Annotated in this window: 22 protein-coding genes and 1 riboswitch; of the genes, 7 read left to right on the top strand and 15 right to left on the bottom strand. The window is 64.3% G+C overall.

Going from position 1 to position 26,919, the window contains the following annotated elements:
* Window positions 1-4 precede the first annotated feature (4 nt).
* Together gatA and gatC are read right to left on the bottom strand one after the other, a co-directional pair.
* Window positions 5-1,504: an Asp-tRNA(Asn)/Glu-tRNA(Gln) amidotransferase subunit GatA gene (gene gatA, locus ACYVHH_RS11775; protein ID WP_460565363.1), complete on the bottom strand. Its 1,500-nt coding sequence runs from the start codon at window positions 1,502-1,504 to the stop codon at window positions 5-7.
* A 16-nt stretch (window positions 1,505-1,520) separates the two neighbouring features.
* Window positions 1,521-1,820, bottom strand: coding sequence for an Asp-tRNA(Asn)/Glu-tRNA(Gln) amidotransferase subunit GatC (gatC, locus tag ACYVHH_RS11770; RefSeq protein WP_460565362.1), 300 nt, complete (start codon window positions 1,818-1,820; stop codon window positions 1,521-1,523).
* A gap of 275 nt (window positions 1,821-2,095) precedes the next feature.
* On the opposite strand from gatC, the gene ACYVHH_RS11765 reads away from it, so the two are divergent.
* From ACYVHH_RS11765 to mrdA, 4 genes are read left to right on the top strand one after another with little or no spacing between them, the layout of a single operon-like run.
* Window positions 2,096-3,142: a rod shape-determining protein gene (locus tag ACYVHH_RS11765; protein ID WP_460565361.1), complete on the top strand. Its 1,047-nt coding sequence runs from the start codon at window positions 2,096-2,098 to the stop codon at window positions 3,140-3,142.
* Window positions 3,143-3,161: 19 nt separating this feature from the next.
* Window positions 3,162-4,058 carry a rod shape-determining protein MreC gene (gene mreC, locus ACYVHH_RS11760; protein ID WP_460565360.1) on the top strand — a complete coding sequence of 299 codons (897 nt, stop codon included), beginning with the start codon at window positions 3,162-3,164 and terminating at the stop codon, window positions 4,056-4,058.
* Window positions 4,055-4,585, top strand: coding sequence for a rod shape-determining protein MreD (mreD, locus tag ACYVHH_RS11755; protein WP_460565358.1), 531 nt, complete (start codon window positions 4,055-4,057; stop codon window positions 4,583-4,585). Before mreC ends, mreD begins: the two co-directional genes overlap by 4 nt.
* A 7-nt stretch (window positions 4,586-4,592) precedes the next feature.
* Window positions 4,593-6,548 carry a penicillin-binding protein 2 gene (gene mrdA, locus ACYVHH_RS11750; protein ID WP_460565357.1) on the top strand — a complete coding sequence of 652 codons (1,956 nt, stop codon included), beginning with the start codon at window positions 4,593-4,595 and terminating at the stop codon, window positions 6,546-6,548.
* 18 nt (window positions 6,549-6,566) lie between these two features.
* Here mrdA and ACYVHH_RS11745 read toward each other — a convergent pair whose 3' ends face one another.
* The 3 genes from ACYVHH_RS11745 to glnK all read right to left on the bottom strand — a co-directional run bounded on the left by ACYVHH_RS11745 (window position 6,567) and on the right by glnK (window position 9,243).
* Window positions 6,567-7,331, bottom strand: coding sequence for a TSUP family transporter (locus ACYVHH_RS11745; RefSeq protein WP_460565356.1), 765 nt, complete (start codon window positions 7,329-7,331; stop codon window positions 6,567-6,569).
* Between the two features lie 117 nt (window positions 7,332-7,448).
* Entirely contained in the window at window positions 7,449-8,873 is a 1,425-nt protein-coding gene (locus ACYVHH_RS11740; protein WP_460565355.1) for an ammonium transporter, read from the bottom strand.
* A 31-nt stretch (window positions 8,874-8,904) separates the two neighbouring features.
* Window positions 8,905-9,243 carry a P-II family nitrogen regulator gene (gene glnK / locus ACYVHH_RS11735; RefSeq protein ID WP_460565354.1) on the bottom strand — a complete coding sequence of 113 codons (339 nt, stop codon included), beginning with the start codon at window positions 9,241-9,243 and terminating at the stop codon, window positions 8,905-8,907.
* A gap of 217 nt (window positions 9,244-9,460) precedes the next feature.
* Here glnK and ACYVHH_RS11730 point away from each other — a divergent pair, with 217 nt between their 5' ends.
* Window positions 9,461-10,993, top strand: coding sequence for a YifB family Mg chelatase-like AAA ATPase (locus tag ACYVHH_RS11730; RefSeq protein WP_460565353.1), 1,533 nt, complete (start codon window positions 9,461-9,463; stop codon window positions 10,991-10,993).
* 96 nt (window positions 10,994-11,089) lie between these two features.
* Window positions 11,090-13,576, top strand: a complete 2,487-nt coding sequence (locus ACYVHH_RS11725; RefSeq protein ID WP_460565352.1) for a GspE/PulE family protein — start codon at window positions 11,090-11,092, stop codon at window positions 13,574-13,576.
* A 15-nt stretch (window positions 13,577-13,591) separates the two neighbouring features.
* Here ACYVHH_RS11725 and ACYVHH_RS11720 read toward each other — a convergent pair whose 3' ends face one another.
* From ACYVHH_RS11720 to ACYVHH_RS11685, 8 genes are all read right to left on the bottom strand, one after another.
* Window positions 13,592-14,173: a FecR family protein gene (locus ACYVHH_RS11720; protein WP_460565351.1), complete on the bottom strand. Its 582-nt coding sequence runs from the start codon at window positions 14,171-14,173 to the stop codon at window positions 13,592-13,594.
* A 114-nt stretch (window positions 14,174-14,287) separates the two neighbouring features.
* Window positions 14,288-17,038: a methionine synthase gene (gene metH, locus ACYVHH_RS11715; protein ID WP_460565391.1), complete on the bottom strand. Its 2,751-nt coding sequence runs from the start codon at window positions 17,036-17,038 to the stop codon at window positions 14,288-14,290.
* Window positions 17,039-17,087: 49 nt separating this feature from the next.
* A riboswitch (S-adenosyl-L-homocysteine riboswitch) is annotated at window positions 17,088-17,180 on the bottom strand.
* An 8-nt stretch (window positions 17,181-17,188) separates the two neighbouring features.
* Window positions 17,189-17,965 carry a gamma-glutamyl-gamma-aminobutyrate hydrolase family protein gene (locus ACYVHH_RS11710; protein ID WP_460565350.1) on the bottom strand — a complete coding sequence of 259 codons (777 nt, stop codon included), beginning with the start codon at window positions 17,963-17,965 and terminating at the stop codon, window positions 17,189-17,191.
* Window positions 17,966-17,999: 34 nt separating this feature from the next.
* On the bottom strand, window positions 18,000-19,514 hold the full coding sequence (locus tag ACYVHH_RS11705) for a SpoVR family protein (protein ID WP_460565349.1): 1,515 nt from the start codon (window positions 19,512-19,514) through the stop codon (window positions 18,000-18,002).
* Window positions 19,511-20,776 (bottom strand): YeaH/YhbH family protein, encoded by a 1,266-nt coding sequence (locus ACYVHH_RS11700; RefSeq protein ID WP_460565390.1) that lies wholly within the window; start codon window positions 20,774-20,776, stop codon window positions 19,511-19,513. The genes ACYVHH_RS11705 and ACYVHH_RS11700 overlap by 4 nt, the downstream gene beginning before the upstream one ends.
* Before the next feature lie 82 nt (window positions 20,777-20,858).
* Complete coding sequence (locus ACYVHH_RS11695) at window positions 20,859-22,781, bottom strand: PrkA family serine protein kinase (RefSeq protein WP_460565348.1); 1,923 nt, start codon at window positions 22,779-22,781, stop codon at window positions 20,859-20,861.
* Window positions 22,782-22,960: 179 nt separating this feature from the next.
* On the bottom strand, window positions 22,961-24,055 hold the full coding sequence (gene ychF, locus ACYVHH_RS11690) for a redox-regulated ATPase YchF (RefSeq protein ID WP_460565347.1): 1,095 nt from the start codon (window positions 24,053-24,055) through the stop codon (window positions 22,961-22,963).
* Between the two features lie 233 nt (window positions 24,056-24,288).
* Window positions 24,289-24,834, bottom strand: coding sequence for a restriction endonuclease (locus tag ACYVHH_RS11685; protein ID WP_460565346.1), 546 nt, complete (start codon window positions 24,832-24,834; stop codon window positions 24,289-24,291).
* A gap of 180 nt (window positions 24,835-25,014) precedes the next feature.
* On the opposite strand from ACYVHH_RS11685, the gene ACYVHH_RS11680 reads away from it, so the two are divergent.
* The gene (locus tag ACYVHH_RS11680) at window positions 25,015-26,142 is read left to right on the top strand and encodes a site-specific integrase (RefSeq protein WP_460565345.1); all 1,128 of its coding nucleotides are present in this window, start codon (window positions 25,015-25,017) and stop codon (window positions 26,140-26,142) included.
* A gap of 81 nt (window positions 26,143-26,223) precedes the next feature.
* Here the strand turns inward: ACYVHH_RS11680 and ACYVHH_RS11675 are convergent, their stop codons facing one another.
* A complete protein-coding gene (locus ACYVHH_RS11675; RefSeq protein ID WP_460565344.1) occupies window positions 26,224-26,580 on the bottom strand; it encodes a BrnA antitoxin family protein in 357 nt (118 codons plus the stop codon).
* On the bottom strand, window positions 26,577-26,762 hold the full coding sequence (locus tag ACYVHH_RS11670) for a hypothetical protein (RefSeq protein WP_460565343.1): 186 nt from the start codon (window positions 26,760-26,762) through the stop codon (window positions 26,577-26,579). Before ACYVHH_RS11670 ends, ACYVHH_RS11675 begins: the two co-directional genes overlap by 4 nt.
* Window positions 26,763-26,919: the final 157 nt, after the last annotated feature.

Genomic DNA, 26,919 nt, shown 5'->3' with positions numbered 1-26,919 from the left:
CCCTTCAGAACCCGGCCGGAGCGCGGGTGTGCCAGTCGGTGGCGCGCTGGAAATGGTGAGCCACGCCCAGCAGGCGCGCCTCCTGGAAGTAGTTGCCGATGAGCTGCAGGCCCACCGGCATGTTGCCCGCACCAAAGCCCACCGGCACGCTCATGCCGGGCAGACCCGACAGCGACGCGGGCAGCGTGAAGATGTCAGCCAGGTAGGCGGCCACCGGATCGTCGGACTTCTCGCCGATCTTCCAAGCCACCGTGGGCGCCACCGGCCCGGCAATCACGTCGCACTGCTGGAAGGCAGCCTGGAAGTCCTGAGCGATCAGGCGGCGGATCTGCTGCGCCTTGATGTAGTAGGCGTCGTAGTAGCCGTGGCTCAGCACATAGGTGCCGATCATGATGCGGCGCTGCACCTCCGCACCAAAAGCCTCGCTGCGCGACTTCTTGTACATGTCGAGCAGGTCGGCGTATTCCTTGGCGCGGTGGCCGAACTTCACGCCGTCAAAGCGGCTGAGGTTGGAGCTGGCCTCGGCCGGGGCGATGATGTAGTAGGCGGGAATGGACAGCTCGGTACGCGGCAGCGTTATGTCCACAAGCGTGGCGCCCAGCTTCTCGTATTCGGCCAGGGCGGCGCGGATGGGCGCCACCACGTCTGCGGCGCAGCCTTCACCGAAGAATTCACGCGGCAGGCCGATGCGCAAGCCCTTGAGCGGCTGGCTGGCGGTGGCCGCGCTCAGTCCGGCCAGCGGCTGGTCCAGCCCGGCGGTGTAGTCCTCGGCGGGGTGGTCCAGGCTGGTGGAGTCGCGGTCCAGGTCGGGGCCCGCCATGGCGCTGAGCAACACGGCGCAGTCGCGCGCGCTGCGGGCCATGGGGCCGGCCTGGTCCAGGCTGGAGGCGTAGGCCACCAGCCCAAAGCGCGAGCAGCGGCCGTAGGTGGGCTTGATGCCGGTGATGCCGGTGAAGCTGGCGGGCTGGCGGATGGAGCCGCCCGTGTCAGTACCGGTGGCCGCCGGGGCCAGGCGCGCCGCCACGGCCACGGCCGAGCCACCGGACGAACCGCCAGGCACACGCGCCGCGTCCCAGGGATTGTGCGCCGGGCCGTAGGCCGAGTTGTCGTTACCCGAGCCCATGGCGAACTCGTCGCAGTTGAGCTTGCCCAGCGTCACGACGCCAGCTGCAGCCAGGCGCGACACCACCGTCGCGTCGAACGGGCTGCGGTAGCCCTCCAGCATCTTGCTGCCGGCGGTGGTGGGGAAGTCCTTGGTGACGAAGATGTCCTTGTGCGCCAGCGGCACGCCCAGCAGCGGGGTGCGCTCGCCAGCAGCCAGGCGTGCATCGGCCGCCTTCGCCTGTGCCAGGCTGGCCTCCTCGTTGAAGGCCAGGTAGGCACCCAGGCTGGCATGCTGGCGGGCGCGGTCGAGCAGGTGGCGGGTCACCTCCACGCTAGAAACTTCGCGTGCGGCCAGCTTGGCGGCCAGGGTGGTCAGATCCAGTTGGTGCAGTTCACTCATGTCTTGTTCGCTCGCCTCACTCGATGACCTTGGGCACCAGGAACAGCCCGTCTTCCACGGCGGGGGCACTGGCTTGGTTGGCCTCGCGCTGGTTGGGCTCGCTCACCACGTCGTCGCGCAGGCGCAGCGCCACGTGGTCGATCACGGCGGTCGGGTGGGCCAACGGCTCCACGCCGGTGGTGTCCACCGCCTTCATGCGTTCGACGATGTCGAAGAAGCCGTTCAGCTTGGCCTGCATGCCCAGGGCATGGGCTTCGTCCAGCTCCAGCCGCGCCAGGTGGGCAATGCGGCCGATGTCTTGCAAAGTGAGGGACATGGGGTTGAGAGTTTGGTGTCACGCGGCTTTGCAACCGCGTGTAAAAACTGAGAAAAAACCGCCTGCCAGCAGCAAGTTACCGCAAGTTATGCACAGGCCTTGCGGTATTATCCCGTGTTTGACGCGGCAGTATCGTGCGGGCTCGCCGCCGTGCCCCCCGATTTTGCCCTGTCGCCAGGAACACCCCCCGTTTTTTCAGCTGACCCACACATTCCCGGCTCTGCCCGCGCGTCTGGCCAAGCGGGCCACAGGCAGGCCGCACAGGATTTTCAAACATGTTCGAATCGTTTCGTCGGCATTTCTCCACCGACCTGGCCATTGACCTGGGCACTGCCAACACCCTGATCTACGTTCGCGGCAAGGGCATCGTCCTGGACGAACCCTCCGTCGTCTCCATCCGCCACGAAGGCGGCCCTCAGGGCAAGAAGACCATCCAGGCCGTGGGCCACGAGGCCAAGGCCATGCTGGGCAAGGTGCCCGGCAACATTGAGGCCATCCGCCCCATGAAGGACGGCGTGATCGCCGACTTCACGGTCACCGAACAGATGCTCAAGCAGTTCATCAAGATGGTGCACCCGCGCTCCATGCTCAAGCCGAGCCCGCGCATCATCATCTGCGTGCCCTGCGGCTCCACCCAGGTGGAGCGCCGCGCCATCCGCGAATCGGCGCTGGGCGCTGGCGCGTCTGAGGTCTACCTGATCGAGGAACCCATGGCAGCGGCCATCGGCGCCGGGCTGCCGGTGTCGGAAGCCTCCGGCTCCATGGTGGTTGACATTGGCGGCGGCACCACCGAAGTGGGCGTCATCTCCCTGGGCGGCATGGTCTACAAAGGCTCGGTGCGCGTGGGCGGCGACAAGTTCGACGAAGCCATCATCAGCTACATCCGCCGCAACTACGGCATGCTGATCGGCGAACCCACCGCCGAAGCCATCAAGAAGCAGATCGGCTCTGCCTTCCCTGGCTCCGAAGTCAAGGAAATGGAAGTCAAGGGCCGCAACCTGTCAGAGGGCGTGCCGCGCAGCTTCACCATCTCCAGCAACGAGGTGCTGGAAGCCCTGACCGACCCGATCAACAACATCGTTGGCGCCGTCAAGACCGCGCTGGAGCAGACCCCGCCCGAACTGGGCGCGGACATTGCCGAACGCGGCATGATGCTGACCGGCGGCGGCGCGCTGCTGCGCGACCTGGACCGCCTGCTGGCCGAGGAGACCGGTCTGCCTGTGCTGGTGGCCGAGGAACCCCTGACCTGCGTGGTGCGCGGCTGCGGCATGGCGCTGGAACGCATGGACCGCCTGGGCGGCAGCATCTTCACCAACGAGTGACCCCGGGGCGTTGCCGGCCATGCCGCTGGGAACCGTAGACCGCACACCCCCGCCCTTCTTCAAGCAGGGCCCGTCGGCCCTGTCCAAACTGATGGTGCTCAGCGCCGTGGCGGTGCTGCTCATGGTGGTGGACGTGCGCATGCACTGGGCCGCCCCGGTGCGTTCGGCGGTCTCTGTCGCGCTGTACCCATTGCAATGGCTGGCCTTGCAGCCGGTTCGCCTGGCAGGCTTGACCGGCGAGCACTTCAGCAGCCTGGCCGCCGCACAGAAAGACGCCGAGGAAGCCCGCGCTGAACTCACCCGCCAGGCGCAGCGTGCCGCGCTGGTGGAACACCTTGCCCAGGAGAACCGCGAACTGCGAACGCTGCTGAGCATGGGAGAGCGCTTGCCAGTGGGCGCGCGGGGCGCCGAGGTGCTGTACGAGACGGCCGACCCTTATTCACACAAGGTCGTCATCAACCGCGGGAGCGTGCAAGGCGTGCTGCTCGGGTCTGCGGTGATGGACGGCTACGGTGTGCTGGGACAGGTGACCCGCGTGTACCCCATGGCCTCCGAGGTGACGCTGCTGATAGACCGGCAGCAGGTGATCCCCGTGGTGAACACGCGCACTGGTCAGCGCAGCCTGGCGTACGGGCTGTCGCAAGCCGGCGGCGGCCAACTGGAGCTGCGCTTCGTGCGGGCCAGCACCGACACGGAAGCGGGTGACATCCTCACCACCAGCGGTATCGACGGCGTCTACCCGCCGGGCCTGCCCGTGGCCCGGGTCACGGAAGTCTCCAGCCGGGGCCAGGCAGGTTTTGCCCGCATTCTGTGCGAACCCATGGCCAAGATGGACCACTCGCTTCACGTGCTGGTGGTCGACCCCCAGGAGAAAAAACCACTGGACGCCCTGACCGACAAGGAGCAGAAGCGATGATCATGCGTCCGGGCCAGGCCTTGCTGTTGCCAGCCAGCCCGTGGTTCATCTGGAGCACCCTTTTCGGGGCGCTGTTCCTGAACATGCTGGTGCACATCGGCCTGGCGGGCCGCGCGGCCTGGATACCGGATTTCCTGGCCCTGTGCCTGGTGTTCTGGAGCATCCACCAGCCTTTGCGGGTGGGCGTGGGCGCGGGCTTCGCCTTCGGCCTGCTGCTCGATGTGCACCAGGGCTCCCTGCTCGGGCAGCATGCCCTGGCCTACACGGTGCTGACCTACCTGGCCATCGTCATCCACCGCCGCATCCTTTGGTTTGACCTGCGCACCCAGGCCGTGCACACACTGCCACTGTTCATCGTGGCGCACGTCATCCAGCTGATGACGCGGCTGCTGGCCGGACACGGCTGGCCGGGCTGGCCGCTCATGCTGGCCCCGTTGCTGGAGTCGCTGCTGTGGCCGCTGGTGACGATTGTGCTGCTCGCACCGCAGCGGCGCGCCCACGACCTCGACGAAAACCGGCCCATCTGAACCGCGCATGACCGAGCTCAAGGACATCGAGCACCAGTTGGGCCTGTTCCGGACCCGTGTGCTGGTGGCCGCCGCAGCGGTGCTGGTTGCGTTCGGACTGATCACGCTGCGCCTCGTGCACCTGCAGATACAGCGGCACGACGAACTCGCCACCCAGGCCGAGACCAACCGCACGGCGGTCATCCCCATCGTGCCCAGCCGGGGCCAGATCATCGACCGCAACGGCCTGGTTCTGGCCGACAACCTGTCCGTCTACACCCTGGAAATCACCCCTTCCAGGGTGATCGATCTGGAACAGACCATCGAGTCGCTTTCCCAGCTCATAGAGGTTCCCGCACGGGACGTACGCCGGTTCAAGCGTCTGGTGGCGGAATCCAAGCGTTTCGACTCCCTGCCCCTGCGCACGCGCCTCAGCGACGAGGAGGTGGCCAGGGTCGCCGCCCAGCTTCACAGGTTTCCCGGGGTCGAGATACAGGCACGCCTGCTCAGGCACTACCCCCTGGGGGAAACCGGCAGCCACGTCATAGGCTATATCGGGCGGATCAACCAGCGAGAGAAGGAATCGATGCTGGACTGGCCCGACGAGGACCAGGCCAACTACCGCGGCACCGAGCACATCGGCAAACTCGGTGTGGAGCAAAGCTACGAAGGTCTGCTCCACGGCACCACGGGTTTCGAGCGGGTCGAAACGTCTGCTGGCGGGCACGCGGTGCGCACGCTCACGAGCACACCGCCCGTCAACGGCCACCAGGTGCGGCTGTCGCTCGACATCCGGCTGCAGCATCTCGTCGAAACGCTTTACGGCGATCGCCGGGGCGCGCTGGTGGCCATCGACCCGCGCAGTGGAGAGATCCTGGCGCTGGTCAGCATGCCCACCTTCGACCCCAACCTGTTCGTCGAGGGGATCGACACCGAGAACTGGAAGGCGCTCAACGAGTCGATCGACAAACCCTTGCTCAACCGCGCACTGAGAGGCACCTACCCTCCTGGCTCGACCTACAAGCCATTCATGGCGCTGGCAGCCCTGGAAAGCGGCAAGCGCAAGGCCGAAACGGTGATCAACGACCCCGGCTTCTGGATGTTCGGCAACCACCGCTTCCGCAGCCATGGCGACCATGGCCTGGGCGCCGTGGACCTGCGGCGCAGCATCGTCATGTCGAGCAACGTCTACTACTACACCCTCGCCAACGAGATGGGGGTCGACGCCATCCACGATTTCATGCAGCCGCTGGGGTTCGGCCAGATCACGGGCATCGACCTGCGTGGTGAAGTGCGGGGCGTTCTGCCAAGCCAGGCCTGGAAACGCAACACCTACAGCAAGCCGGAACAGAAGCGCTGGCATGCTGGCGAGACCATTTCACTGGGCATCGGCCAAGGCTACAACAGCTTCACCATGCTGCAGCTGGCCAACGCCATGGCCACCCTGGCCAACGGTGGCACCCGTCACACCCCCCACGTGACTATCGCTTCGCAGGACTCCGTGTCACGCACCGTGACCCCCACTGTGCGTGACACGGGCACCCCGCTGGGCTACAACAAGACCCACGTTCAGCAGGTACTGTCAGCAATGGAGGCAGTGACCACGGAGGGCACATCCACCCGCGTGTTCGCGGGCGCCGCCTACCGCAGCGGCGGCAAGACGGGCACGGCCCAGGCGGTGACCATCGGCCAGAAGGACCGCTACGACGCGCGGCGGCTGGAGGAACACCAGCGCGACCACTCGCTCTACGTGGCCTTCGCCCCCGTGGAAGACCCGCAGGTTGCACTCGCAGTGGTTGTCGAAAATGCAGGCTTCGGTGCAGCGCATGCGGCCCCCATCGCACGCCGGGTGTTCGACTACCTCCTGCTCGGCCTCTACCCCAGCGAGGAAGACATCCAGGCCACGCGGCAGGGCAAGACCTCGGCCCCCATCGGGGTGCCAAGGCCGGTCAGCGAAGTCAACTGGCCCCCAGCGCAGCGCTGACTACCCGCGCCCGCCGTGTCAGGGCGTGGCGGCGTAGGCGTCCCAGCCCGTCTTGAGGATCAGCGCGGTGACCACCAGCAGGAACATGCCGCGCACGAAGCCCGCCCCGTGCTTCAAGGCCATGCGGGTACCCAGCACGCTGCCGATCACGTTGGCCACCGCCATACCGATGGCAAGGTGCCACCACACGTGCCCCTTCCATGCAAAGAGAAGCAGCGCGGCAAAGTTCGACGTGACATTCAACAGCTTGGCCGACGCACTTGCGTGCAGGAAGTCGTACCCCAGCCACCTGACAAACAGGAAGACGAAGAAGCTACCCGTTCCCGGGCCGAAGAAACCGTCGTAGAAACCGATCGTCAAGCCAAGGACGCAGGCGGCAAGGGTTTCGGCCCGGCCCGCGAAACGTGGCCGGTGCTCACGCCCCAGATCCTTGCGGGCCAAGGTGTAAAGCAGCACCACCACCAGCACGCCAGGCAGGATGCGGCGCAGGAATTCCGGCGACACCACCGTCACCAGCCAGGCGCCAGCCATCGAACCGCCGAAACACACCGCGGCCGCAGGCAGCAGAGCCTTCCAGCTCAACTCCACCCGCCGCGCGTACTGCACCGTGGCCGCCGCGGTCCCCCAGATCGAAGCGCTTTTGTTCGATCCCAGCAATGTGGCCGGGTGCGCCTGGGGAAACGTGGCGAACAATGCAGGCAGCAGAATCAGCCCGCCCCCGCCCACGATCGAGTCGACAAACCCTGCCAACCCCGAGGCCAGCGTGACAATGAACCATTCCATGGGCCGCGATTGTGCCTGCTCGCGGCAAGCCCGGCCCGCCCCATGAAAAAAAGCCCGCGAGCCGAAGCTTCGCGGGCCGAACCAGGCTGCCAGCCTGGTGTGTGTGACGTTGACGGATCAGCGGTTGTAAGCGGTCTCGCCGTGGGAGCTGATGTCCAGACCTTCGCGCTCGGCTTCTTCGGTGACACGCAGGCCGACCACCATATCCACGATCTTGTAGGCGACAAACGCAACCACTGCAGACCAGACGATGGTGATCACGACACCTTCGGCCTGAACGAACAGCTGGCTGGCGATGGAGAAGTCCTCGGCGCCCGTGCCACCCAGGCCGGGGGCAGCGAACACACCGGTCAGCAGGGCACCCACGATACCGCCGACGCCGTGCACACCGAACACGTCGAGCGAGTCATCGGCGCCCAGCATTTTCTTCAGGCCGGTCACGCCCCACAGACACAGGAAGCCTGCGACCAGACCGATCACGATGGCGCCCATCGGGCCGACGGAACCGCAGGCCGGGGTGATGGCAACCAGACCAGCCACGGCACCGGACGCGGCACCCAGCATGGAGGCCTTGCCCTTGCCCAGGGCTTCGCCCATGGACCAGGCCAGCACGGCAGCGGCGGTGGCCAGCAGCGTGTTGACGAAGGCCAGCGCGGCACCGGCGTTGGATTCGAGGTTGGAGCCGGCGTTGAAGCCGAACCAGCCCACCCACAGCAGGGAAGCACCCACCATGGTCAGCGTCAGGCTGTGAGGCGCCATGGCCTCCTTGCCGTAGCCGATGCGCTTGCCCACCATGTAGGCACCCACCAGGCCAGCCATGGCGGCGTTGATGTGCACCACGGTGCCGCCAGCGAAGTCCAGCGCGCCCTTGTCGAGCAGGTAGCCACCGGCGCCCCACACCATGTGAGCGATGGGCAGGTAGCTGAACGTGAACCAGATCACGCTGAAGAGCAGCACGGCGCTGAACTTGATACGCTCGGCGAAAGAGCCGACGATCAGGGCGCAGGTGATGCCAGCGAACGTTGCCTGGAAGGCCACGAAGATCACCTCGGGAATCTTCACGCCTTCGGTGAAGGTGTCCGCCAGCGACTCCGTGTTGATGCCCGCCAGGAACACTTTGTCCAGGTTGCCGATGATCAGCCCCTCGCCGCCGAACGCCAGGCTGTAGCCGTACACGGCCCACAGCACGGAGATCAGCGAAAAGACCACCATGACCTGCATCAGCACGGACAGCATGTTCTTGCTGCGCACCAGGCCTCCGTAGAACAGCGCCAGGCCAGGCACGACCATCATGATCACGAGCAGGGTGGAAACCATCATCCAGGCCACGTCGCCTTTGTCGACGGTCGGGGCCGGAGCCGCTTCGGCTGCGGCAGGTGCGGCTGCCTCGGGGGCAGCAGGCGCAGCGGCTTCTGCAGCTGCGGGAGCAGCGGCCGCCTGTTCGGTGGCGGGAGCCGCAGCATCGGTCGCCTGCGCCATGGCAGAGAAACCGCCCAGAGTGAGTCCCAGCCCCAGACAGAGGCTCAATAGAAGTTTTTTCATATGCTTGCTCTTTGTTGTGGGTGAGGGTTGATCACAGGGCTTCGGCGCCCGTTTCGCCAGTGCGGATGCGCACCACCTGCTCCAGCGGGAACACGAAAATCTTGCCGTCTCCGATCTTGCCGGTGCGTGCGGCGCCTTCGATGGCTTCGATGACGCGCTCGACCAGTTCGTCGGAAACGGCGGCTTCAATCTTCACTTTGGGCAGAAAGTCCACCACGTACTCCGCGCCGCGGTACAGCTCGGTATGGCCCTTCTGACGCCCGAAGCCCTTGACTTCGGTCACGGTGATGCCTTGCACGCCCATGACGGAGAGCGCCTCGCGCACCTCGTCGAGCTTGAACGGTTTGATGATGGCGGTTACCAGCTTCATGGTGTGTCTCTCTAAAGGATTGAACAACGGCAATGGTCTAACAAGAAACATGCCAGGCTGCCCCCTCTCGCCAAGAGACGCCCCACCTCCGGCCTGGCGGCAGACGCGGCGCGGTAAGATGAAAAGAACAAAACGCGATATTGCACCAATAAGGTGCATTTAGTCGAGGCGCACAGAAAAAGTGCGCCCGCCAGAAGAAAACAGGGAGTAGATGGACATGAGCTTGTCATTGGTGCAAAGCCGCACACTCGTGGGGCTGGATGCGCGACCGGTGTGCGTGGAAGTTCACCTGGCGAACGGGCTGCCCAGCTTCACGCTCGTGGGTTTGGCCGACACCGAAGTCAAGGAGGCGCGGGAACGGGTGAGGTCGGCCATCCAGAATGCCGGCCTTGAATTCCCCAGCAACAAGCGCATCACCGTGAACCTGGCGCCAGCCGACCTGCCCAAGGAATCCGGCCGGTTCGACCTGCCCATTGCACTGGGCATCCTGGCGGCCAGCGGACAGATAGACGGCTCCCGGCTGGCGGGGTACGAATTTGCCGGCGAACTGTCCCTGGGCGGGGAATTGCGTCCCATCCGGGGCGCGCTGGCCATGGGCCTGGCCCTTTGCGCACCCGGCGCCCCCGCAGGCGCACGCCTTGTCCTGCCCCCGGGCAGTGCAGAAGAGGCGGCCCTTGCGCGTGATGCAAGGGTTTACAGGGCCCGCCATCTGCTCGACGTGGCACGGCAGTTCGCCACGGCAGAGACGCCGCCAGGCGGCGACATGGAAGACGGCTGGCAGGCCGTCGAGGCCTGTGCACCCCGATCCCACGCGTTGGAGCCTGACCTGTCGGACGTGAAGGGGCAGGCCGCCGCACGGCGAGCGCTGGAGATCGCTGCCGCGGGCCAGCACAGCCTGTTGCTGGTGGGTCCTCCGGGCTCGGGCAAGTCCATGCTTGCACAGCGCCTGGCGGGGCTGCTGCCGCCCATGAACGACCACGAAGCCCTGGAGAGCGCAGCCGTTGCCTCGCTCGCTGGCCGCTTCCGTCTCGACAGGTGGGGACAGCGCCCCACCAGCGCCCCTCACCACAGCGCGAGTGCCGTGGCACTCGTTGGCGGCGGCTCACCGCCCAAACCCGGCGAAATCTCGCTCGCCCACCACGGCGTGCTGTTCCTTGACGAGCTGCCCGAATTCCCACGCAGCGCACTGGAGGCGCTTCGCGAACCGCTGGAAACGGGCCAGATACGGATATCCCGTGCCGGACGTCAGACGGACTTCCCCGCCCGCTTCCAGCTGGTGGCAGCCATGAACCCATGCCCCTGCGGCTACCTGGGGGCACCCCACAAGAGCTGCCGCTGCACGCCCGACCAGGTCAGCCGCTACCAGGGCAAGCTCAGCGGTCCGCTGCTCGACCGCATCGACCTGCACGTGGAAGTGCCCATCCTTGCCGCCGACACGCTGATGGCAGCCCCCCGGGGCGAACCCAGCCAGCAGGTCCGGGGTCGCGTGGCCGCGGCGCGTGAACGGGCACACCGCCGCCAAGGGCACCCGAACCAGTTGCTGCAAGGCGACGCCCTGGACCGGCACATCTCGCTGGAACCGGCCGCAAACCAGCTGCTGCAAACGGCGGCCACCCGCCTGGGCTGGTCTGGCCGGGCCACCCACCGGGCGATGCGGGTGGCGCGGACCATCGCCGATCTGGCAGGGAGCGAAACGGTGCTCGCCGCCCACATGGCAGAGGCAATGCAGTACCGGCGCTCGCATCTCTGAACAGAATGGCCTGTTTTGCGCGGCATCGTTGGCAGAAGTAGCAAGTTTGTGCACAATCCCCAGGCATCCCACTCCACATTCAACGCCTACCCGCTCATGCTCGCCGCCCCCCTGTCCGCCGCCTCCAACGTTTCCCCCTGGCCGTCCCCCCCTTACGCCAGTTACCAGGATGCCGGCACCGGGGACCTGCCCTGCGAGGTGGAAGGCAGCAACGGGCAGACCAGGGATTGCGTGCTGGTGGGGCTGAACCTGCCGGAACGCACCGCCTACGTGCAGGTGCCGCCCTCCAAGGTGAGCATGCCCCTGCGCTTTTCGATGTTCCGCCGGATTCGCATCAAGACGGCACTGACACCCACCGGCGTGGCGGCCACGCCGTCCATCGACGCCCATGCCTTCCAGCAACTGCTCGATTACCGGACTCGCATCCTCTACCGCCTGACTTTCAGCGACGGGCAGACCGAGGAAGGCGAGACCATCGGACACGTGGAGATGGAGCAGGGACTGTTCCTGTTCCGGCCCCTGAACGAGCACGACAGCGTCGAACGGGTGTTCATCCCCCGGGAAAACTACCGTGACGTGCAGCTGGGTGCGGCGATCGGGCAGGTGCTGGTCGAGCAGCAGGTGGTGACGCACGACCAGGTGGAAATGGCGGCCAGGGAGCAGGAAACACTGCGCAGCCGCAAGCTGGGCGACTACCTGGTGATCAAGGAAATCGTCAAGCCTGAACAGCTTCTCGTGGCACTGGAGCAGCAGTCCAAGATGCCGATGGTCCGTATCGGTGAGGCACTGACCGCGCTGGGTCTGGTCTCGGAACAGCAGCTCAAGGAAGCGCTGGAACGGCAGAAGACCGAGCGCACCGTCCCGCTGGGGGAACTCCTCGTCAAGAGTGGCCAACTCTCGCGGCAGGACCTGCGGACCGCGCTGGCACGCAAGATGGGCTACCCGGTGGTGGACCTGTCCAAGTTCCCGATGGACCAGGAGGCCTTGCGGCGCGTGCCGGTAACGCTGGCGCGCCGCCTCAAGGTGCTCCCGCTGCTCTGGAGCCAGGGCACCCTGATCGTCGCGGCCGAAGACCCTTCGCGCCGGGCGCTGATCGAGGAACTCGAATTCACGCTGCAGTGCAAAGTCGTCGCAGCGCTGGCCAGCGGTTCGCTGGACAACAACCAGATCAACGAGGCCTACGCCCGGCACGGCCTGGAAGGTGCCAGGAGCCCGTCGGCGCAGACGGGCCAGACCGACTACACGGCGTCCAGCTCCGACAAGCTGCTGGAAACGCTGGAACAGAGTGTCGAGCAGGACGACGAAGGCAGCGACGACGGTCCGCAGATCGAGCAGTCGGACAACTCTCTGGTGCGGCTCATCAACCAGCTGATCGTGGAAGCCTTCAACCAGGGGGCGTCCGACATCCACATCGAGACATTCGCCAGCAAACGCAAGGTGCGCATCCGCCTGCGCAAGGACGGCCGGCTCGTGCCCTACATGGAGCTGCCGCACACGTACCGCTCGGCGCTGGTGGCCCGCATCAAGATCATGTGCGACCTCGACATCTCGGAGCGCCGCAAGCCGCAGGACGGCAAGATCGACTTCTCGCGCTACTCGTCACAGCACAAGCTGGAGTTGCGCGTAGCCACCATCCCTACCAACGGGGGGGCCGAGGACGTGGTGCTGCGTCTGCTGTCGTCGGCCAAGCCCGTGCCCATCGACCAGCTCAGCCTGTCGGCCGCGAACCTGGCCGACCTGCGAGGCGTGATCGAGCGCCCCTACGGTATGGTGCTGTGCGTAGGCCCCACCGGTTCGGGCAAGACCACCACCCTGCACGCGCTGTTGCAGCACATCAACACGCCCGACCGCAAGATCTGGACGGCCGAGGACCCGGTGGAAATCACCAACCCCGACCTGCGCCAGGTGCAGGTCAACCCCAAGATCGACTGGACCTTCGCCAAGGCGCTGCGCGCCTTCCTGCGTGCCGACCCCGACGTGATCATGGTTGGCGAGATCCGCGACGAGGAAACGGCCCAGACGGCCATCGAGGCCTCCCTCACGGGGCACCTGGTGCTGTCCACCCTGCACACCAACAGCGCGCCGGAAACCGTGGTGCGCCTGCTGGACATGGGCATGGACCCCTTCAACTTCGCCGATTCGCTGCTGGCCGTGCTGGCACAACGCCTTGTGCGGCGCCTGTGCAAGGAATGCCGCACCAGCGAACCCGCCAGCGAAGAGTTCATCGACGAGCTGATTGCCGACTACAGCCATGCATTCCCTGCCGAGCTTCGCCCGGCGGCAGACCAGGTGCGCGCCGAGTGGCTGGCGCAGCACGGTGTGAACGGCAGGCTGATGCGCTACCACGCGCCAGGCTGCCCGAGCTGCGACCAGACGGGTTACAAGGGCCGCGTGGGTCTGCACGAACTGATGACGGTGGACGCAGCGCTGCGCAAGCTCATCCAACTCAAGGCCCCCGCCGCGGAGTTGCTGCGCACCGCCATGGAAACGCACGACTTCCGCACACTGCGTCAGGACGGCATTCCCAAGGTGCTGGCCGGCCTGACCAGCATTGACGAAGTGCGCGCCAACTGCAACAGCTGAGCATTCGCCTGAGCGTCAGTAGCGCGGCGAATAGCCCTGCTGCATGAAAGGCGGGCGGCGGCCTTTCAACGCCTCCAGCATGATGAGCTCGGCGTCCGTGTGGTTGATGACGGGTGCGGCCTGCATCAGCGGGGCGCCTGCGTAAGAACCGATCAGGTAAGGCCGGTCGTGGTATGTGGTGGCCAAGTCGAATGACCGGGAACGGTCAGCCGTTGGGACCACTTCTGCCCGGCCGTAACACAGGCAAAAGTATGTCTGTTGAGGCGCTGCCTCGATATAGCAGCCTGTGCCACGGATGCCGATGATGGCCGACTGCGTTTCCAGCCGCCTAGCCCCGGGGCCGAACACGGAAAGAATCTTGCCCTGCACGATCTGCAGCAGACCGGGGTTGCCCTGTGGTTCGTGGCGCACCTCGGTGTGGGCACGCAGAAGGTAGGCGTCGTTGCCCAGCACGTACACGGCCTCGCCGTCAGCCCCGGTGGTGATCACGTCACCTGGCAGTACCAGACGCCCCTCCTGAGCGGGTTCGCCGTTGACACGCACGTCGCCACGCACGCGCCGCAGGCCCGGCGGTTGCGGCCGTGTGCCCGCAGCCAAGAGCCATCCGCTGGGCCAGCCTCCCAGCAACAGAAGTTGAAGGAATCCGCGTCTTGGCTTCATGCACAGCATTGTGCGCGCAACCAAAGCGGTTGTGAACCTCCCTCTGGCGACTCAGAGGTTGGGGGCCAGCAGACGCTCCAATTCGGCCTCGCCCATGCCGCGCCGCCGGGCCATGTCGGCCAACTGGTCGTGGCCGATCTTGCCGACGTTGAAGTAGCTGCTCTCGGGGTGGGCGATGTAGAAACCGCTCACGCTGGCCGCCGGGGTCATGGCCAGGCTTTCGGTCAGGCCCATGCCAATCTCGTCGCAGTGCAGCAGGGCGAACATGTCGCGCTTCACCGAATGGTCTGGGCAGGCGGGGTAGCCCGGCGCCGGGCGGATGCCCTGGTACTTCTCGGCAATCAGCTCTTCGTTGCTCAGGCCTTCGTGCGGGGCGTAGCCCCACAAGTCGGTACGCACACGCTGGTGCAGGCATTCGGCAAAGGCCTCGGCCAGGCGGTCGGCCAGGGCTTTGAGCATGATGGCGTTGTAGTCGTCCTGCGCGGCCTCGAAGGCAGCGGCGCGCTTGTCGGCACCAATGCCTGCCGTCACCGCGAACATGCCCACGTGGTCTGCCACGCCCGAGGTCTTGGGCGCCACGAAGTCGGCCAGGCAGCGGCTGGGGCGCATCACGCCGTCAATCTCCTGCTTCTCGGTCTGCTGGCGCATGCCGTGCCAGGTCAGCGCCACCTCCGTGCGGGATTCGTCGGCATACAGCTCGATGTCATCGTCGTTCACCGTGTTGGCCGGGTACAGGCCCACCACGGCGTTGGCCGTGAGCCAGCGCCCTTCCACAATCTTCTTCAGCATGGCCTGGGCGTCGGCAAAAACGCGCTTGGCCTGCTCGCCCACCACCTCGTCATCCAGGATGGCAGGGTAAGGGCCGGCCAGGTCCCAGGTCTGGAAGAAGGGGCCCCAGTCGATGTACTTCTCCAGCTCGGCCAGGTCGAAGTTCTTGAACACGCGCCGCCCGGTGAATTTGGGCGCCACGGGGGCATACGCGCTCCAGTCCAGTGGGGTCTTGTTGGCACGCGCCTTGGCCAGGGGCCACAGGGGCACCTGCTTCTTGTTGGCATGCTGGGTGCGCACCTTGTCGTAGTCGGTGCGCAGCTCGGTCAGGTAGCTGTCCTTGCCGTCGCCCAGCAGGCTCTGCGCCACACCCACGCTGCGTGAGGCGTCGGGCACGTACACCACGGGGCCGCTGTAGTTGGGCGCAATCTTCACCGCCGTGTGCACGCGGCTGCAGGTGGCGCCGCCAATCAGCAAGGGAATGCCGCGCTCGCGGAAGTGCGGGTCCTTCTCCATTTCCCCCGCCACGTACTGCATCTCTTCCAGGCTCGGGGTGATCAGGCCGCTCAGGCCCACGATGTCCGCACCCACCTCCTTGGCCTTGGCCAGGATTTCGTGGCAGGGCACCATCACGCCCATGTTGACCACGTCGAAGTTGTTGCACTGCAAGACCACGGTCACGATGTTCTTGCCGATGTCGTGCACGTCGCCCTTGACGGTGGCAATGACGATCTTGCCCTTGGACTTGACGTCGCCCCCGGCGGCCTGGAGCTGGCGCTTTTCCTCTTCGATGTAGGGCACCAGGTGGGCCACGGCCTGCTTCATCACGCGCGCGCTCTTGACGACCTGCGGCAGGAACATCTTGCCCTGGCCGAACAGGTCGCCCACCACGTTCATGCCGTCCATCAGCGGGCCTTCGATGACGTGCAGCGGCCGTCCGCCGTCGGCACGCAGGGCCTGCCACATTTCCTCGGTGTCTTCGGTGATATGTTCGTTGATGCCGTGCACCAGGGCGTGCGTCAAACGCTCGCGCACCGGCAGGGCGCGCCAAGCGTTGCGCGTGCTGTCGTCCTTGGCCGCACCCTTCACGCTCTCGGCGATCTCCAGCAGGCGCTCGGTCGCGTCCGGGCGGCGGTTGAGCACCACGTCTTCCACACGCTCGCGCAGCTCGGCGTCCAGGTCGTCGTACACGCCAATCATGCCGGCGTTGACGATGCCCATGTCCATGCCCGCCTGGATGGCGTGGTACAGGAACACGGTGTGGATGGCCTCGCGAACGGGTTCGTTGCCGCGGAAGCTGAACGACACGTTGGACACACCGCCCGACACCTTGGCCCCGGGCAGGTTCTGCTTGATCCAGCGCGTGGCGTTGATGAAGTCCACCGCGTAGTTGTTGTGCTCTTCGATGCCCGTGGCAATGGCGAAGATGTTGGGGTCGAAGATGATGTCCTCGGGCGGGAAGCCGACCTCGTCCACCAGGATGCGGTAGGCCCGCTCACAGATCTCGACCTTGCGCTCGTAGGTATCGGCCTGGCCCTTCTCGTCAAAAGCCATGACAACCGTGGCCGCGCCGTAGCGCTTGATCAGCCTGGCCTGGCGCTTGAACTCGTCCACACCCTCCTTCATGCTGATGGAGTTGACGATGCCCTTGCCCTGGATGCACTTGAGGCCCGCCTCGATGACCGCCCACTTGGACGAGTCGATCATCACCGGCACACGGGCAATGTCGGGCTCGCCAGCCATGAGGTTGAGGAAGCGCACCATGGCGGCCTGGCTGTCCAGCATGGCCTCGTCCATGTTCACGTCCACGACCTGGGCGCCGTTTTCCACCTGCTGGCGCGCCACGGCCAGCGCCTCTTCGTACTGGCCGTTGAGGATCATGCGCGCGAACGCCTTGGAGCCGGTGACGTTGGTGCGCTCACCGATGTTCACGAACAGGCTGCTTTCGTCGATGAGCAGCGGCTCCAGGCCGGACAGCAGCATGGGCGGCACGGAAGCACGGGCCGCGCTGGCGGCCTGGGATGCGAAATTCACGTTGGCGGGGGGATGGGGGTTGGACACGGCACTCACCTGCAAGGGCACATTCAGGTGAGCGCGGTTGTGTTCGGGGAAGTCCAAGCCTGACGGACGCCCGTTGCCCTGCAACCGGCGCGCCGCTGCAGCGCTCCTTGGAATTTTGCTATTTTACTTGCGTGCGGCCGCAAGGAAAGCATCCAACAGCGGCGAGCAGTCCAGCATCTCCTCGCCCCCCAGGTGATGGAACTCCGGGTGCCATTGCACGCCGCACACAAAGCCGCGCCCAGTCCAGCGGATCGCCTCCACCACACCGTCGGGCGCCGTGGCCTCCACCACCACGTCCTTGCCCAGCCGGTTGACCGCCTGGTGGTGGATGGACGCCACACGCCGCCCACTGGGCGCGTCGCGGAACCACTCGGCCAGCTTGCCCCCGGGCGTGAACACCACCTCGTGCGCGTTGCGGTCGTAGTCGGGCGACTCGTGCCCGGCAGACTCGGGACACTGGGTGGGAATGTCCTGATACAGGCTGCCGCCCAGCGCCACATTGATCAGCTGCATGCCCCGGCAGATGCCCAGGATGGGCTTGCGCGCCTCCATGAACTCGTGCACCAGCTCCAGCTCGTAGGCGTCACGCACGGCGTCGCCGCTCCACTCTGGCTTGAGCGGCTCCTCACCGTAGGCCTTGGGGCTGACGTCGGCCCCACCTTGCAGGATCAGGCCATCCAGGTACTCGGCATAGTCGCTGACGCGGATGCTGCTTCGCATCAGCGGCCCGTCCTGCAACACCGAAGGCACCATGAGCACCAGCGTGTCGCGCGAGGCAGCCCACTGCGCCACGGACTGCTCCAGCACCTGCAGGGTCTTGCCCTTTAGGCCAACGCCCCCCGCCTCGGGGTGGAAGATGCGGGCCGACAGCCCGATGTGCACTGGACGCTTGCGATACATCTGCCTAACTCCTATGTCCTTTGGCAACCATGCCTCAATCCCTGGCTGGAGAACACTCCCGGACCTGCCTTACCTGCCCAGCCGCATCCACCGTTTCGATACGGACAGGAAAACCCCACAGCAGCGCGATGTGCTGCAAAACCGAATCTGCGCTGTCGGCCAGGGGGTGCCGGTCGCGCTCCTGGTGCCGCAGCGTGAGCGTGCGATCACCCCGCGTATCGACGTTCCACACCTGTATGTCAGGTTCGCGCCCGCCCAGATCGTACTGCTGGGAAAGCAAAGTGCGCAGCCGGCGGTAACCACGCTCGTCGTGGATGGCCTCGATGCGCACGCGCGGCTGGTGGTCGTCGTCCACGGCGGCAAACAAACGGAACTCCCGCATCAGCCTTGGCGACAGGTACTGTGCGATGAAACTCTCGTCCTTGAAGTTCCTCATCGCAAAATCGAAACTCTCCAGCCAGTTGCTGCCCGCCAGGTCGGGAAACCACTCGCGGTCCTCGTCGGTAGGCGTGTCGCAGATGCGCCGGATGTCCCGCCACATCGCGAAACCCAGGGCGTAGGGGTTGAGCCCGTCGTAGTGCGGGTGGTGGAAGGGCCGCTGCGCCACCACGTTGGTGTGCATGTGCAGCACCTCCAGCATGAAGCCGTCGCCCACCAGCCCCTGCTCGTACAGGCCATGCAGCAGGTGGTGGTGCCACCAGGTGGCCCAGCCCTCGTTCATCACCTGCGTCTGGCGCTGCGGGTAGAAGTACTGCGCCACCTTGCGCACGATGCGCACCACCTCGCGTTGCCAGGGCTCCAGCAACGGGGCGTTCTTTTCGATGAAGTAGAGCACGTTTTCCTCGGGCTCTTCAGGAAAGCGGCGGGGTTGCGCCACGGCCTCCTTGCCAGGCGCCTGCGGCAGGGTGCGCCACAGTTCGTTGACCTGCTGCTGCAGGTACACCTCGCGCTCGCGCTGCCGCTGGCGCTCCTTCTCCAGCGAGAGCTTGGCAGGATGCCGGTAACGGTCCACGCCCACGTTCATCAAGGCATGGCAGGCGTCCAGCAGGGGCTCCACCGCCGCCACCCCATGGCGCTCTTCGCACTCGGCAATGAAGTTGCGGGCAAACACCAGGTAATCGATGATGGCGTCAGCCGACGTCCAGGTGCGAAACAGGTGGTTGCCCTTGAAGAAGGCGTTGTGCCCGTAGGCGGCATGCGCGATCACCAGCGCCTGCATGGTCAGGGTGTTTTCCTCCATCAGGTAGGCGATGCAGGGGTTGGAGTTGATGACGATCTCGTACGCCAGCCCCATCTGCCCGCGCTGGTACTGCTTGGCCTGCGCCAGGTAATGCTTGCCGAAGGACCAGTGGTGGTAGAGCACCGGCATGCCGATGGAAGCGTAGGCATCGAGCATCTGCTCGGCGGTGATGATCTCGATCTGGTGTGGGTACAGGTCCAGCTTGTGCTGGTGTGCCAGCCGCTCCAGTGCGGTGTCGTACTGCCGCAGGGCATCGAATGTCCACTCCGACCCCTGCGGCAATGGCGCGAGCTTCTTGCCGCGGCTCATGCCAGCCTCTTCTTGAACAGGCTGCGAAACACCGGGAAGATGTCCGACGGCTCGATGATGCGCTGCATGGCGAAACGCTCCTTGTGCTCCGGCAGCAGCTTGGCGTATTCCTCCCACAGGTTGCGCGGCACGGCGTCATTGATCTCGATGTACGCGTAGTACTGGCACAGCGGCAGGAGCGACTCGTCCAGCAGTTCGCGGCACAGCGGGGAGTCGGCGTTCCAGTTGTCGCCGTCCGACGCCTGGGCCACGTACACGTTCCATGCCTGGCTGCCATAACGCTCGCGCACGATCTTGAGCGTCAGCGCCAGCGCGCTGGAAACCACCGTTCCGCCCGATTCGCGGGAATGAAAGAACTCGTCCTCGTCCACCTCCGCCGCCTGAGTGTGGTGGCGCACAAACACAAGATCGATCCGTTCGTAGGTGCGGCGCAGGAACAGGTAGAGCAGCATGAAAAAGCGCTTGGCCACCTGCTTGCGCTCCTCATCCATCGAGCCCGACACGTCCATCAGGCAGAACATCACCGCCTGCGTGGAGGGTTGCGGCACGCGCACGCGGTGGGTGTAGCGCAAGTCGAACTCGTCAATGAAGGGAATGGCCTCCAGGCGCGCGCGCAGGTGCGCCATTTCCTCCTGCAGTTCGCGTGCACGCGAGTCGCCCTCTCCGCGCTCGGCCACCACCTGCTCCCACTCCTGCTGCAGGGCTTCCAGGCGCTGGCGCAGCGGCGTGCCGTGCGCTATGCGCCGCCCCGCCGCCCCGCGCATGCTGCGGCGGATGCTGATGTTGGCAGGCGTCCCGGTCTGGGTGTAACCCGCGCGGCGGCTCTGGTATTCCTTGATCTGCGCGAGCTGCGTTTTCACCAGGTTGGGCAGCGCCAGGTCGTCAAAAAAAATATCGAGGAACTCCTCACGGGTGAGGGTGAAGACGAAGTCATCCAGGCTCTCGCCTTCGTTGCTTGCCTGGCCGCTGCCTCCACCGGACGAACCGCTGGGACGCTCCACCTCGTCACCCACGACGAAACGGTCGTTGCCCGCGTTGACGCGGCGCCACACCCCGGGCCGCCCCTGGCGGAACTGCGGCTCTGAGATGTCCTTGCCAGTGATGTGCACCTCCTCGCCGGCATCGATGTCGCGCACATTGCGCCGCCCTATCGCCTTGCGCACAGCGTCGCGTATCTGCCCCTTGAAGCGGCGCAGGAAACGCTGGCGGTTCACGGTGCTCTTGTTGCGAGCATCGGTACGCCGATCGACGATGTGCACCAACTGGCTCATCAGCCTGCTCCCCCGAAAGTTGTATGCCACCTGGCCCCGGCACATGCCCGCGGCCAGGCGCCCCGAGCCACGTTCAGGACGACTTGCGCACCCGCAAATACCATTCGGCCAGCAGGCGCACCTGGCTTTCGGTGTAGCCCTTGGCAACCATGCGGTTGACGAAGTCCTGGTGTTTCTTCTGCTCGTCGGCACTGGCCTTGGCGTTGAAGGAAATGACAGGCAGCAAGTCCTCGGTGGTGGAGAACATCTTCTTCTCGATCACCGAACGCAGTTTCTCGTAGCTGGTCCAGGCGGGGTTTCGGCCATCGTGCTTGGCCCTGGCGCGCAACACGAAGTTCACCACTTCGTTGCGGAAGTCCTTCGGGTTGGAAATGCCTGCCGGCTTCTCGATCTTTTCCAGCTCGTCGTTGAGCGCCTGGCGGTCCAGCATCTCGCCGGTGTTGGGATCGCGAAACTCCTGGTCCTGGATCCAGAAGTCGGCGTAGGTGACGTAGCGGTCGAACACGTTCTGGCCGTACTCGGAATAGCTCTCCAGGTAGGCGGTCTGGATCTCCTTGCCAATGAATTCGGCATAGCGCGGCGCCAAGTATTCCTTCAGGAAGCGGCGATAGCTCTCCTCGACCTCGGGAGGGAACTGCGCCTGCTCGATCTGTTGCTCCAGCACGTACATCAGGTGCACGGGGTTGGCCGCCACCTCGCGGTGGTCGAAGTTGAACACTTTGGACAGTATCTTGAACGCGAAGCGGGTGGACAGGCCGGTCATACCCTCGTCCACCCCGGCAAAGTCGCGGTACTCCTGCAGGCTCTTGGCCTTGGGGTCGGTGTCCTTCAGGTTTTCGCCGTCGTACACACGCATCTTCGAGTGGATCGAAGAGTTCTCGGGCTCCTTCAGGCGCGACAGCACTGCGAACTCGGCCATCATGCGCAACGTGTCTGGCGCACACGGCGCGTTGGCCAGCGATGAATTGCGGATGAGCTTGTCGTAGATGCGCACCTCGTCCGACACGCGCAGGCAGTACGGCACCTTGACGATGTAGATGCGGTCGATGAAGGCTTCGTTGTTGCGGTTGTTCTTGAAGGTCTGCCACTCTGCCTCGTTCGAGTGGGCCAGGATGGTGCCGTCGAAGGGAATGGCACCAAAACCCTCGGTACCCTTGTAGTTGCCCTCCTGCGTGGCGGTCAGCAACGGGTGCAGCACCTTGATGGGTGCCTTGAACATTTCCACGAACTCCATCAGCCCGCGGTTGGACAGGCACAGACCGCCGGAATAGCTGTAGGCATCAGGGTCGTTCTGTGAATAGGCCTCCAGCTTGCGGATGTCGATCTTGCCCACCAGGGAGGAAATGTCCTGGTTGTTCTCGTCGCCGGGCTCGGTCTTGGACACCGCGATCTGCCGCAGCACCGATGGGTAGAGCTTCACCACGCGGAACCGCGTGATGTCCCCGTTGAATTCGTGCAGGCGCTTGACCGCCCAGGGGCTCATCACCGCCTGCAGGTAGCGCGGCGCAATACCGTAGTCCTGCTCCAGCAAGCGGGCGTCCTCGTCGGGGTTGAACAGGCCCAACGGCGACTCGTGCACCGGCGAGCCCTTGACCGCGTAGAACGGCACCTTCTCCAGCAGGTACTTGAGCTTCTCGGCAAGCGAAGACTTGCCGCCACCCACCGGCCCCAAAAGGTAGAGGATCTGCTTCTTCTCCTCCAGCCCCTGCGCGGCATGGCGGAAATAGGAAACAATGTTTTCAATCGTTTCCTCCATGCCGTAAAAGTCGCGGAAGGCCGGGTAGATCTTGATGACCTTGTTGGCAAACAGCCGCGACAGACGAGGGTCGGTGCGGGTATCGATCACCTCCGGCTCGCCGATGGCCAGCAACATGCGCTCAGCCACGCTGGCGTAGGCCTTGGGATCGCGTCGGCACAGGTCGAGGTAGTCCTGCAGGGACATCTCCTCTTCCTGCGTGGCCTCGTACCGGCTCTGGTAGTGAGCGAAGATGGACATGGCACACCTTCCTTTCCACGGTTGACGCTGAGCACATGTTCGCACCAACGGCCTCAACAATCAATGCCGCGCAGTGGTGACAAACCCTGTACTGCGAAATCGTTCCCTCCAAACAAAAACCCCGGGATCGCGGGGATTCCGGGGTTCGATGAAAAGCGGGGGAATCCCGCTCATCGGAGTCAGACGTTGAACAAAAAGTTCATCACGTCACCGTCCTTCACCACGTATTCCTTGCCCTCTGCGCGCATCTTTCCGGCGTCCTTGGCGCCCTGCTCACCCTTGTAGGCGATGAAGTCGTCGAACGCGATTGTCTGCGCGCGAATGAAGCCACGCTCGAAGTCACCATGGATGACACCGGCCGCCTGCGGCGCCGTGTCACCGATGTGGATGGTCCAGGCGCGCACTTCCTTCACGCCAGCGGTGAAGTAGGTCTGCAGGCCCAGCAGCTTGAAGCCGGCACGGATCAGACGGTTCAAGCCCGGCTCGTCCTGGCCCAGCTCCTTGAGGAACTCCAGGCGGTCGGCATCGTCCATCTCGGCCAGTTCAGCCTCGATCTTGGCGCAGATGGCCACGACCGGCGCGTTCTGGCTGTCGGCGTATTCCTTCAGGCGGTCGAGCAGCGGGTTGTTCTCGAAACCGTCCTCGGCCACGTTGCCCACGAACATCGCGGGCTTGGCGGTGATCAGGCACAGCGGCTTGAGCAGCACCTTCTCCTGGTCGTTCAGTTCCAGCGTGCGCACGGGCTTGCCTTCGTCCAGCACGGCCTGCACCTTGGTCAAGAGCTGCACCAGCGCAGCCGCTTCCTTGTCGTTGCCGCTCTTGGCGGCCTTCGTGTAGCGCTGCAGACTCTTTTCCACGGTGCCCATGTCGGCCAGGCAAAGCTCGGTCTGGATCACTTCGATGTCAGCGATCGGGTCCACCTTGCCCGCGACGTGGATCACGTTGTCGTCCTGGAAGCAGCGCACCACGTTGACGATGGCGTCCGTCTCGCGAATGTGTGCCAGGAACTGGTTGCCCAGACCCTCGCCCTTGGATGCACCCGCCACCAGACCCGCGATGTCGACGAACTCGACGATGGCCGGAACGATGCGCTCGGGCTTGATGATCTCCGCCAGCTGCTGCAGGCGCGGATCGGGCACCTCCACCACGCCCACATTGGGCTCGATGGTGCAGAAGGGGTAGTTCTCGGCCGCAATGCCCGCCTTGGTCAGGGCGTTGAACAGGGTGGATTTGCCGACGTTGGGCAGGCCGACGATGCCGCACTTCAGAGACATGAAACTTCCTTTGGAATCAACCCCTTACGCACCATCGAGCCCAATGTGGGCGTGGTGGAGGTGCCCGACCCACGCCTGCAGCAGCTGGCGGAGATCACGAAAGCCGGGCGCACAACTGCCGGGAAATCCGGGAGTTTTGTCCTCGTTTTGCCTAGGGGAAACTAGTGCTGATTGTACTGATCACCAAATCTATGGTGCACGGAAGGTCTGCATCTACGAGCCGTGGCGCTACGTCAAGTCGGTGATCCGTCGATTTGTGCTGCAGACTCACGCCTCAGGCCCTCTGCAAATGCCAAAAATGCACCATCGGTTCCCATATGGCGGGTCCCTCCATCCGGCATGGTGATCTGAAACCTGCCGCCCTCACCACGCAATGTGACATAGCCCATTGCGTTCAAAATCGCCACCATGTCATCTACATTGACAACCAATCTCTCAGTTGAACCAAGGTGACTTTTCGCCCATCTCGTCAGCATAGTGTGATGAAGCAAGGCAACATCAGATTTTTTTGCTAACTCTTGCGCGGACTTGGTAAACGTTGCATTTGACACCACTGCAGCAAGATGTGCCGTGTAAAAAAGCCTTGCGCCTACGACCTCCTGAACCGCAGCATTTCCAACTGGTTGGCTGTAGTACTTGCACTGCACAACCAACCGTCGGCCACTGGATTCGCACACAACATCAGCCCCCTGATCACCGCTCCCTGAAGTCGTACGCGCCTGCCAGCCAGCGCTCATAAGCAGCGCCTTGCAATGTTCTTCAAACTCAATCGGTGTCATCCAGCATTGCCCCTTCAGCCTCTGAAGAATTCTTGCCAAACAGAGCTTCAAGAATAGCCGAAAAATGCAAAAGGCCATCGTAGGATGGATCTACTAATGGCAAGTCTGTCAACTCCACTTTGCCCCGAATAACGCCATTTCTTCTGGAGATTATTTCTTGGTTTTGCCTAGGGAAAACTGATGCCGATTGCACTAATCACCGAATCTCTGCTGCTCAAAAGCTCCGCTCGCGACGGACGCATCCTGCGTGACCGTATGTTGTCCGGCTTCTGCGTCCGCATGAATGCCAGAACCCGCACCTTCCGGGTAGCCACCAGCGTATCAGGCAAACAATTTCGATTGACGCTTGGACATTGGCCACTCATGAGCGTTGATGAGGCCCGAAGTCTGGCAATGGAAGTTCTGCGTGAATGTCGGGCTGGCCGTTTTCCCGCCCGGGAGGTCAAGAACGCTCTACCGACCGTCGCTGAAGCGCTGCTGGCGTACTGCGAAGCCAAGGGCATCAAAGCCTCCAGCGGCAAGCGTTACGACTCGCTGATGCGCACACATTTCGGGGACTGGCTAGACAGGTCAGTGGCAGACCTGCAAGGAGGGGCTTTCCCGAACCATTGCCGCGATTTCGTGCAAAGCAAGGGGGCTGCCCTGGTCGAGGTGTCCCGGGGGCTCTGGGGCTCGCTGATCAAGTACATCAACGCGGTACATGGGTTGGAGTTGGTAAGCCCATTCGCCAAGCTGGCGGCTGCGGGCCTGATGCCTGACCGTGCCCAACCACGCGCACGGGTGTTACAGGATTGCGACTTAGCTGCGTGGAGGGCGGCGGTGGACAAGCTGGGTGAGCGCCAGCGCGACTTTCTGCTGCTGACCTTCTACACGGGCTTGCGGCGCAACGAGTGCCGGGAACTGCAGCGCCAGCAGATCGATTTCGACAAGGGCGTGTTGAGCATCCCCATGACCAAAAACGGCAAGCCCCACAGCTTGCCCATTACCCCGTTGATGGCCGAGATTCTGGAGCGGCGCTGTGCTGGGCTGGAAGCCGGGGAGGAGCTTTTTCGGGGTGTCAGTGCTGAGCACGTTCACAGCATGGTGATGCGTCAGGGTGGACCTCGCTTCATGTTGCACGACCTACGCAAGCTGGTGGCCACCACCGGGGAGCGGCTGGGGCTTGGTGATGCGGTGCTAAGGCGCATCCTGAACCACACCCCGCCCAAGTCTGATGTCCTGCACCGGCACTATGTCAGCCTGGGCTTGGCAGACATCCGGGAGCCGCTGGGGTTGATTCAAGCGGAATTGGGTCGGCTGATCGCCTGAACGTACATACGCTGCGAACTGAGCAGTGTTTTTGAAAACACCAAGGACAACTGTCATGCCCTTTTCTTATAGGTAGCCCACCTACTCCATAGCATCTGCGGCTTCGGCCAGCACGCGATTCATGAGTGTTTGGTAGGGCACACCTGTTTCATCTGCCTGCTGACGAAACGCCCGCAGTACACGGTTATGAACCCGGATGGTGGTCGGCGTCGTGCCACTGACTGTCGCCTTCAGGCGTTTGATGGTGGCCGGGTCCAGCTTGTCCTCGAAGACTTCGGGGTGGGTCTCCTTCAAGAGCGACCAGTCCTCGTCGATTTCCATGGGCTCCAGCTTCACATCCGGGACCGTCAAAGACACTGGGGCATCCATGCGCGACAACAGCACCTCCATCAGGCGTCTCGCAAGTTCATCGCGGGTTTTACGGGCGCCCTTGCTCATACCGTCACCTCTTCAGATTGGCTACCCTGATCAGCCTGATGCAAGGCCGGCAACAGCGCAACACGCCGGAGTTCCTCTGTGACGGTGCTGGACCGCCTATTCAGCTCTATACGCCTCTGGGTGGCCTCCAGCCTGGCGATCGCCATGGACAGCTTGTGGTGCTGTTCTTCGTACCAGTTCATGGGCTAACTCCTTCTTCTTGTTCTTCTTTTTTCTTCGGCTTCGGGGAGGAAGGGCGTACTTCTGCTAAGCCCTGTCGAAACAAGGTTCGCAGCCCTCCTGCCGCCTGAAGCCACCTATTGCTTCGGTACAGGTTCCTCGCTTGACGGCCACACTTGT

Source organism: Hydrogenophaga aquatica (assembly GCF_054780915.1).
Note: the sequence above shows the minus strand (reverse complement) of the source record. Positions and strands in the feature narration are given on the sequence as shown.

What these genes read in the sequence shown, in the direction of transcription:
- mreC (WP_460565360.1), top strand. Translation starts at nt 3,162, where the DNA reads ATGCCGCTGGGAACCGTAGACCGCACACCCCCGCCCTTCTTCAAGCAG.
- mreD (WP_460565358.1), top strand. Translation starts at nt 4,055, where the DNA reads ATGATCATGCGTCCGGGCCAGGCCTTGCTGTTGCCAGCCAGCCCGTGG.
- ACYVHH_RS11685 (WP_460565346.1), bottom strand. Translation starts at nt 24,834, where the DNA reads ATGACACCGATTGAGTTTGAAGAACATTGCAAGGCGCTGCTTATGAGC.
- gatC (WP_460565362.1), bottom strand. Translation starts at nt 1,820, where the DNA reads ATGTCCCTCACTTTGCAAGACATCGGCCGCATTGCCCACCTGGCGCGG.
- ACYVHH_RS11745 (WP_460565356.1), bottom strand. Translation starts at nt 7,331, where the DNA reads ATGGAATGGTTCATTGTCACGCTGGCCTCGGGGTTGGCAGGGTTTGTC.
- ACYVHH_RS11730 (WP_460565353.1), top strand. Translation starts at nt 9,461, where the DNA reads ATGAGCTTGTCATTGGTGCAAAGCCGCACACTCGTGGGGCTGGATGCG.
- glnK (WP_460565354.1), bottom strand. Translation starts at nt 9,243, where the DNA reads ATGAAGCTGGTAACCGCCATCATCAAACCGTTCAAGCTCGACGAGGTG.
- mrdA (WP_460565357.1), top strand. Translation starts at nt 4,593, where the DNA reads ATGACCGAGCTCAAGGACATCGAGCACCAGTTGGGCCTGTTCCGGACC.
- ACYVHH_RS11675 (WP_460565344.1), bottom strand. Translation starts at nt 26,580, where the DNA reads ATGAGCAAGGGCGCCCGTAAAACCCGCGATGAACTTGCGAGACGCCTG.
- ychF (WP_460565347.1), bottom strand. Translation starts at nt 24,055, where the DNA reads ATGTCTCTGAAGTGCGGCATCGTCGGCCTGCCCAACGTCGGCAAATCC.
- ACYVHH_RS11725 (WP_460565352.1), top strand. Translation starts at nt 11,090, where the DNA reads ATGCTCGCCGCCCCCCTGTCCGCCGCCTCCAACGTTTCCCCCTGGCCG.
- ACYVHH_RS11740 (WP_460565355.1), bottom strand. Translation starts at nt 8,873, where the DNA reads ATGAAAAAACTTCTATTGAGCCTCTGTCTGGGGCTGGGACTCACTCTG.
- ACYVHH_RS11695 (WP_460565348.1), bottom strand. Translation starts at nt 22,781, where the DNA reads ATGTCCATCTTCGCTCACTACCAGAGCCGGTACGAGGCCACGCAGGAA.
- ACYVHH_RS11710 (WP_460565350.1), bottom strand. Translation starts at nt 17,965, where the DNA reads ATGTATCGCAAGCGTCCAGTGCACATCGGGCTGTCGGCCCGCATCTTC.
- gatA (WP_460565363.1), bottom strand. Translation starts at nt 1,504, where the DNA reads ATGAGTGAACTGCACCAACTGGATCTGACCACCCTGGCCGCCAAGCTG.
- ACYVHH_RS11680 (WP_460565345.1), top strand. Translation starts at nt 25,015, where the DNA reads ATGCCGATTGCACTAATCACCGAATCTCTGCTGCTCAAAAGCTCCGCT.
- ACYVHH_RS11765 (WP_460565361.1), top strand. Translation starts at nt 2,096, where the DNA reads ATGTTCGAATCGTTTCGTCGGCATTTCTCCACCGACCTGGCCATTGAC.
- ACYVHH_RS11705 (WP_460565349.1), bottom strand. Translation starts at nt 19,514, where the DNA reads ATGAGCCGCGGCAAGAAGCTCGCGCCATTGCCGCAGGGGTCGGAGTGG.
- ACYVHH_RS11670 (WP_460565343.1), bottom strand. Translation starts at nt 26,762, where the DNA reads ATGAACTGGTACGAAGAACAGCACCACAAGCTGTCCATGGCGATCGCC.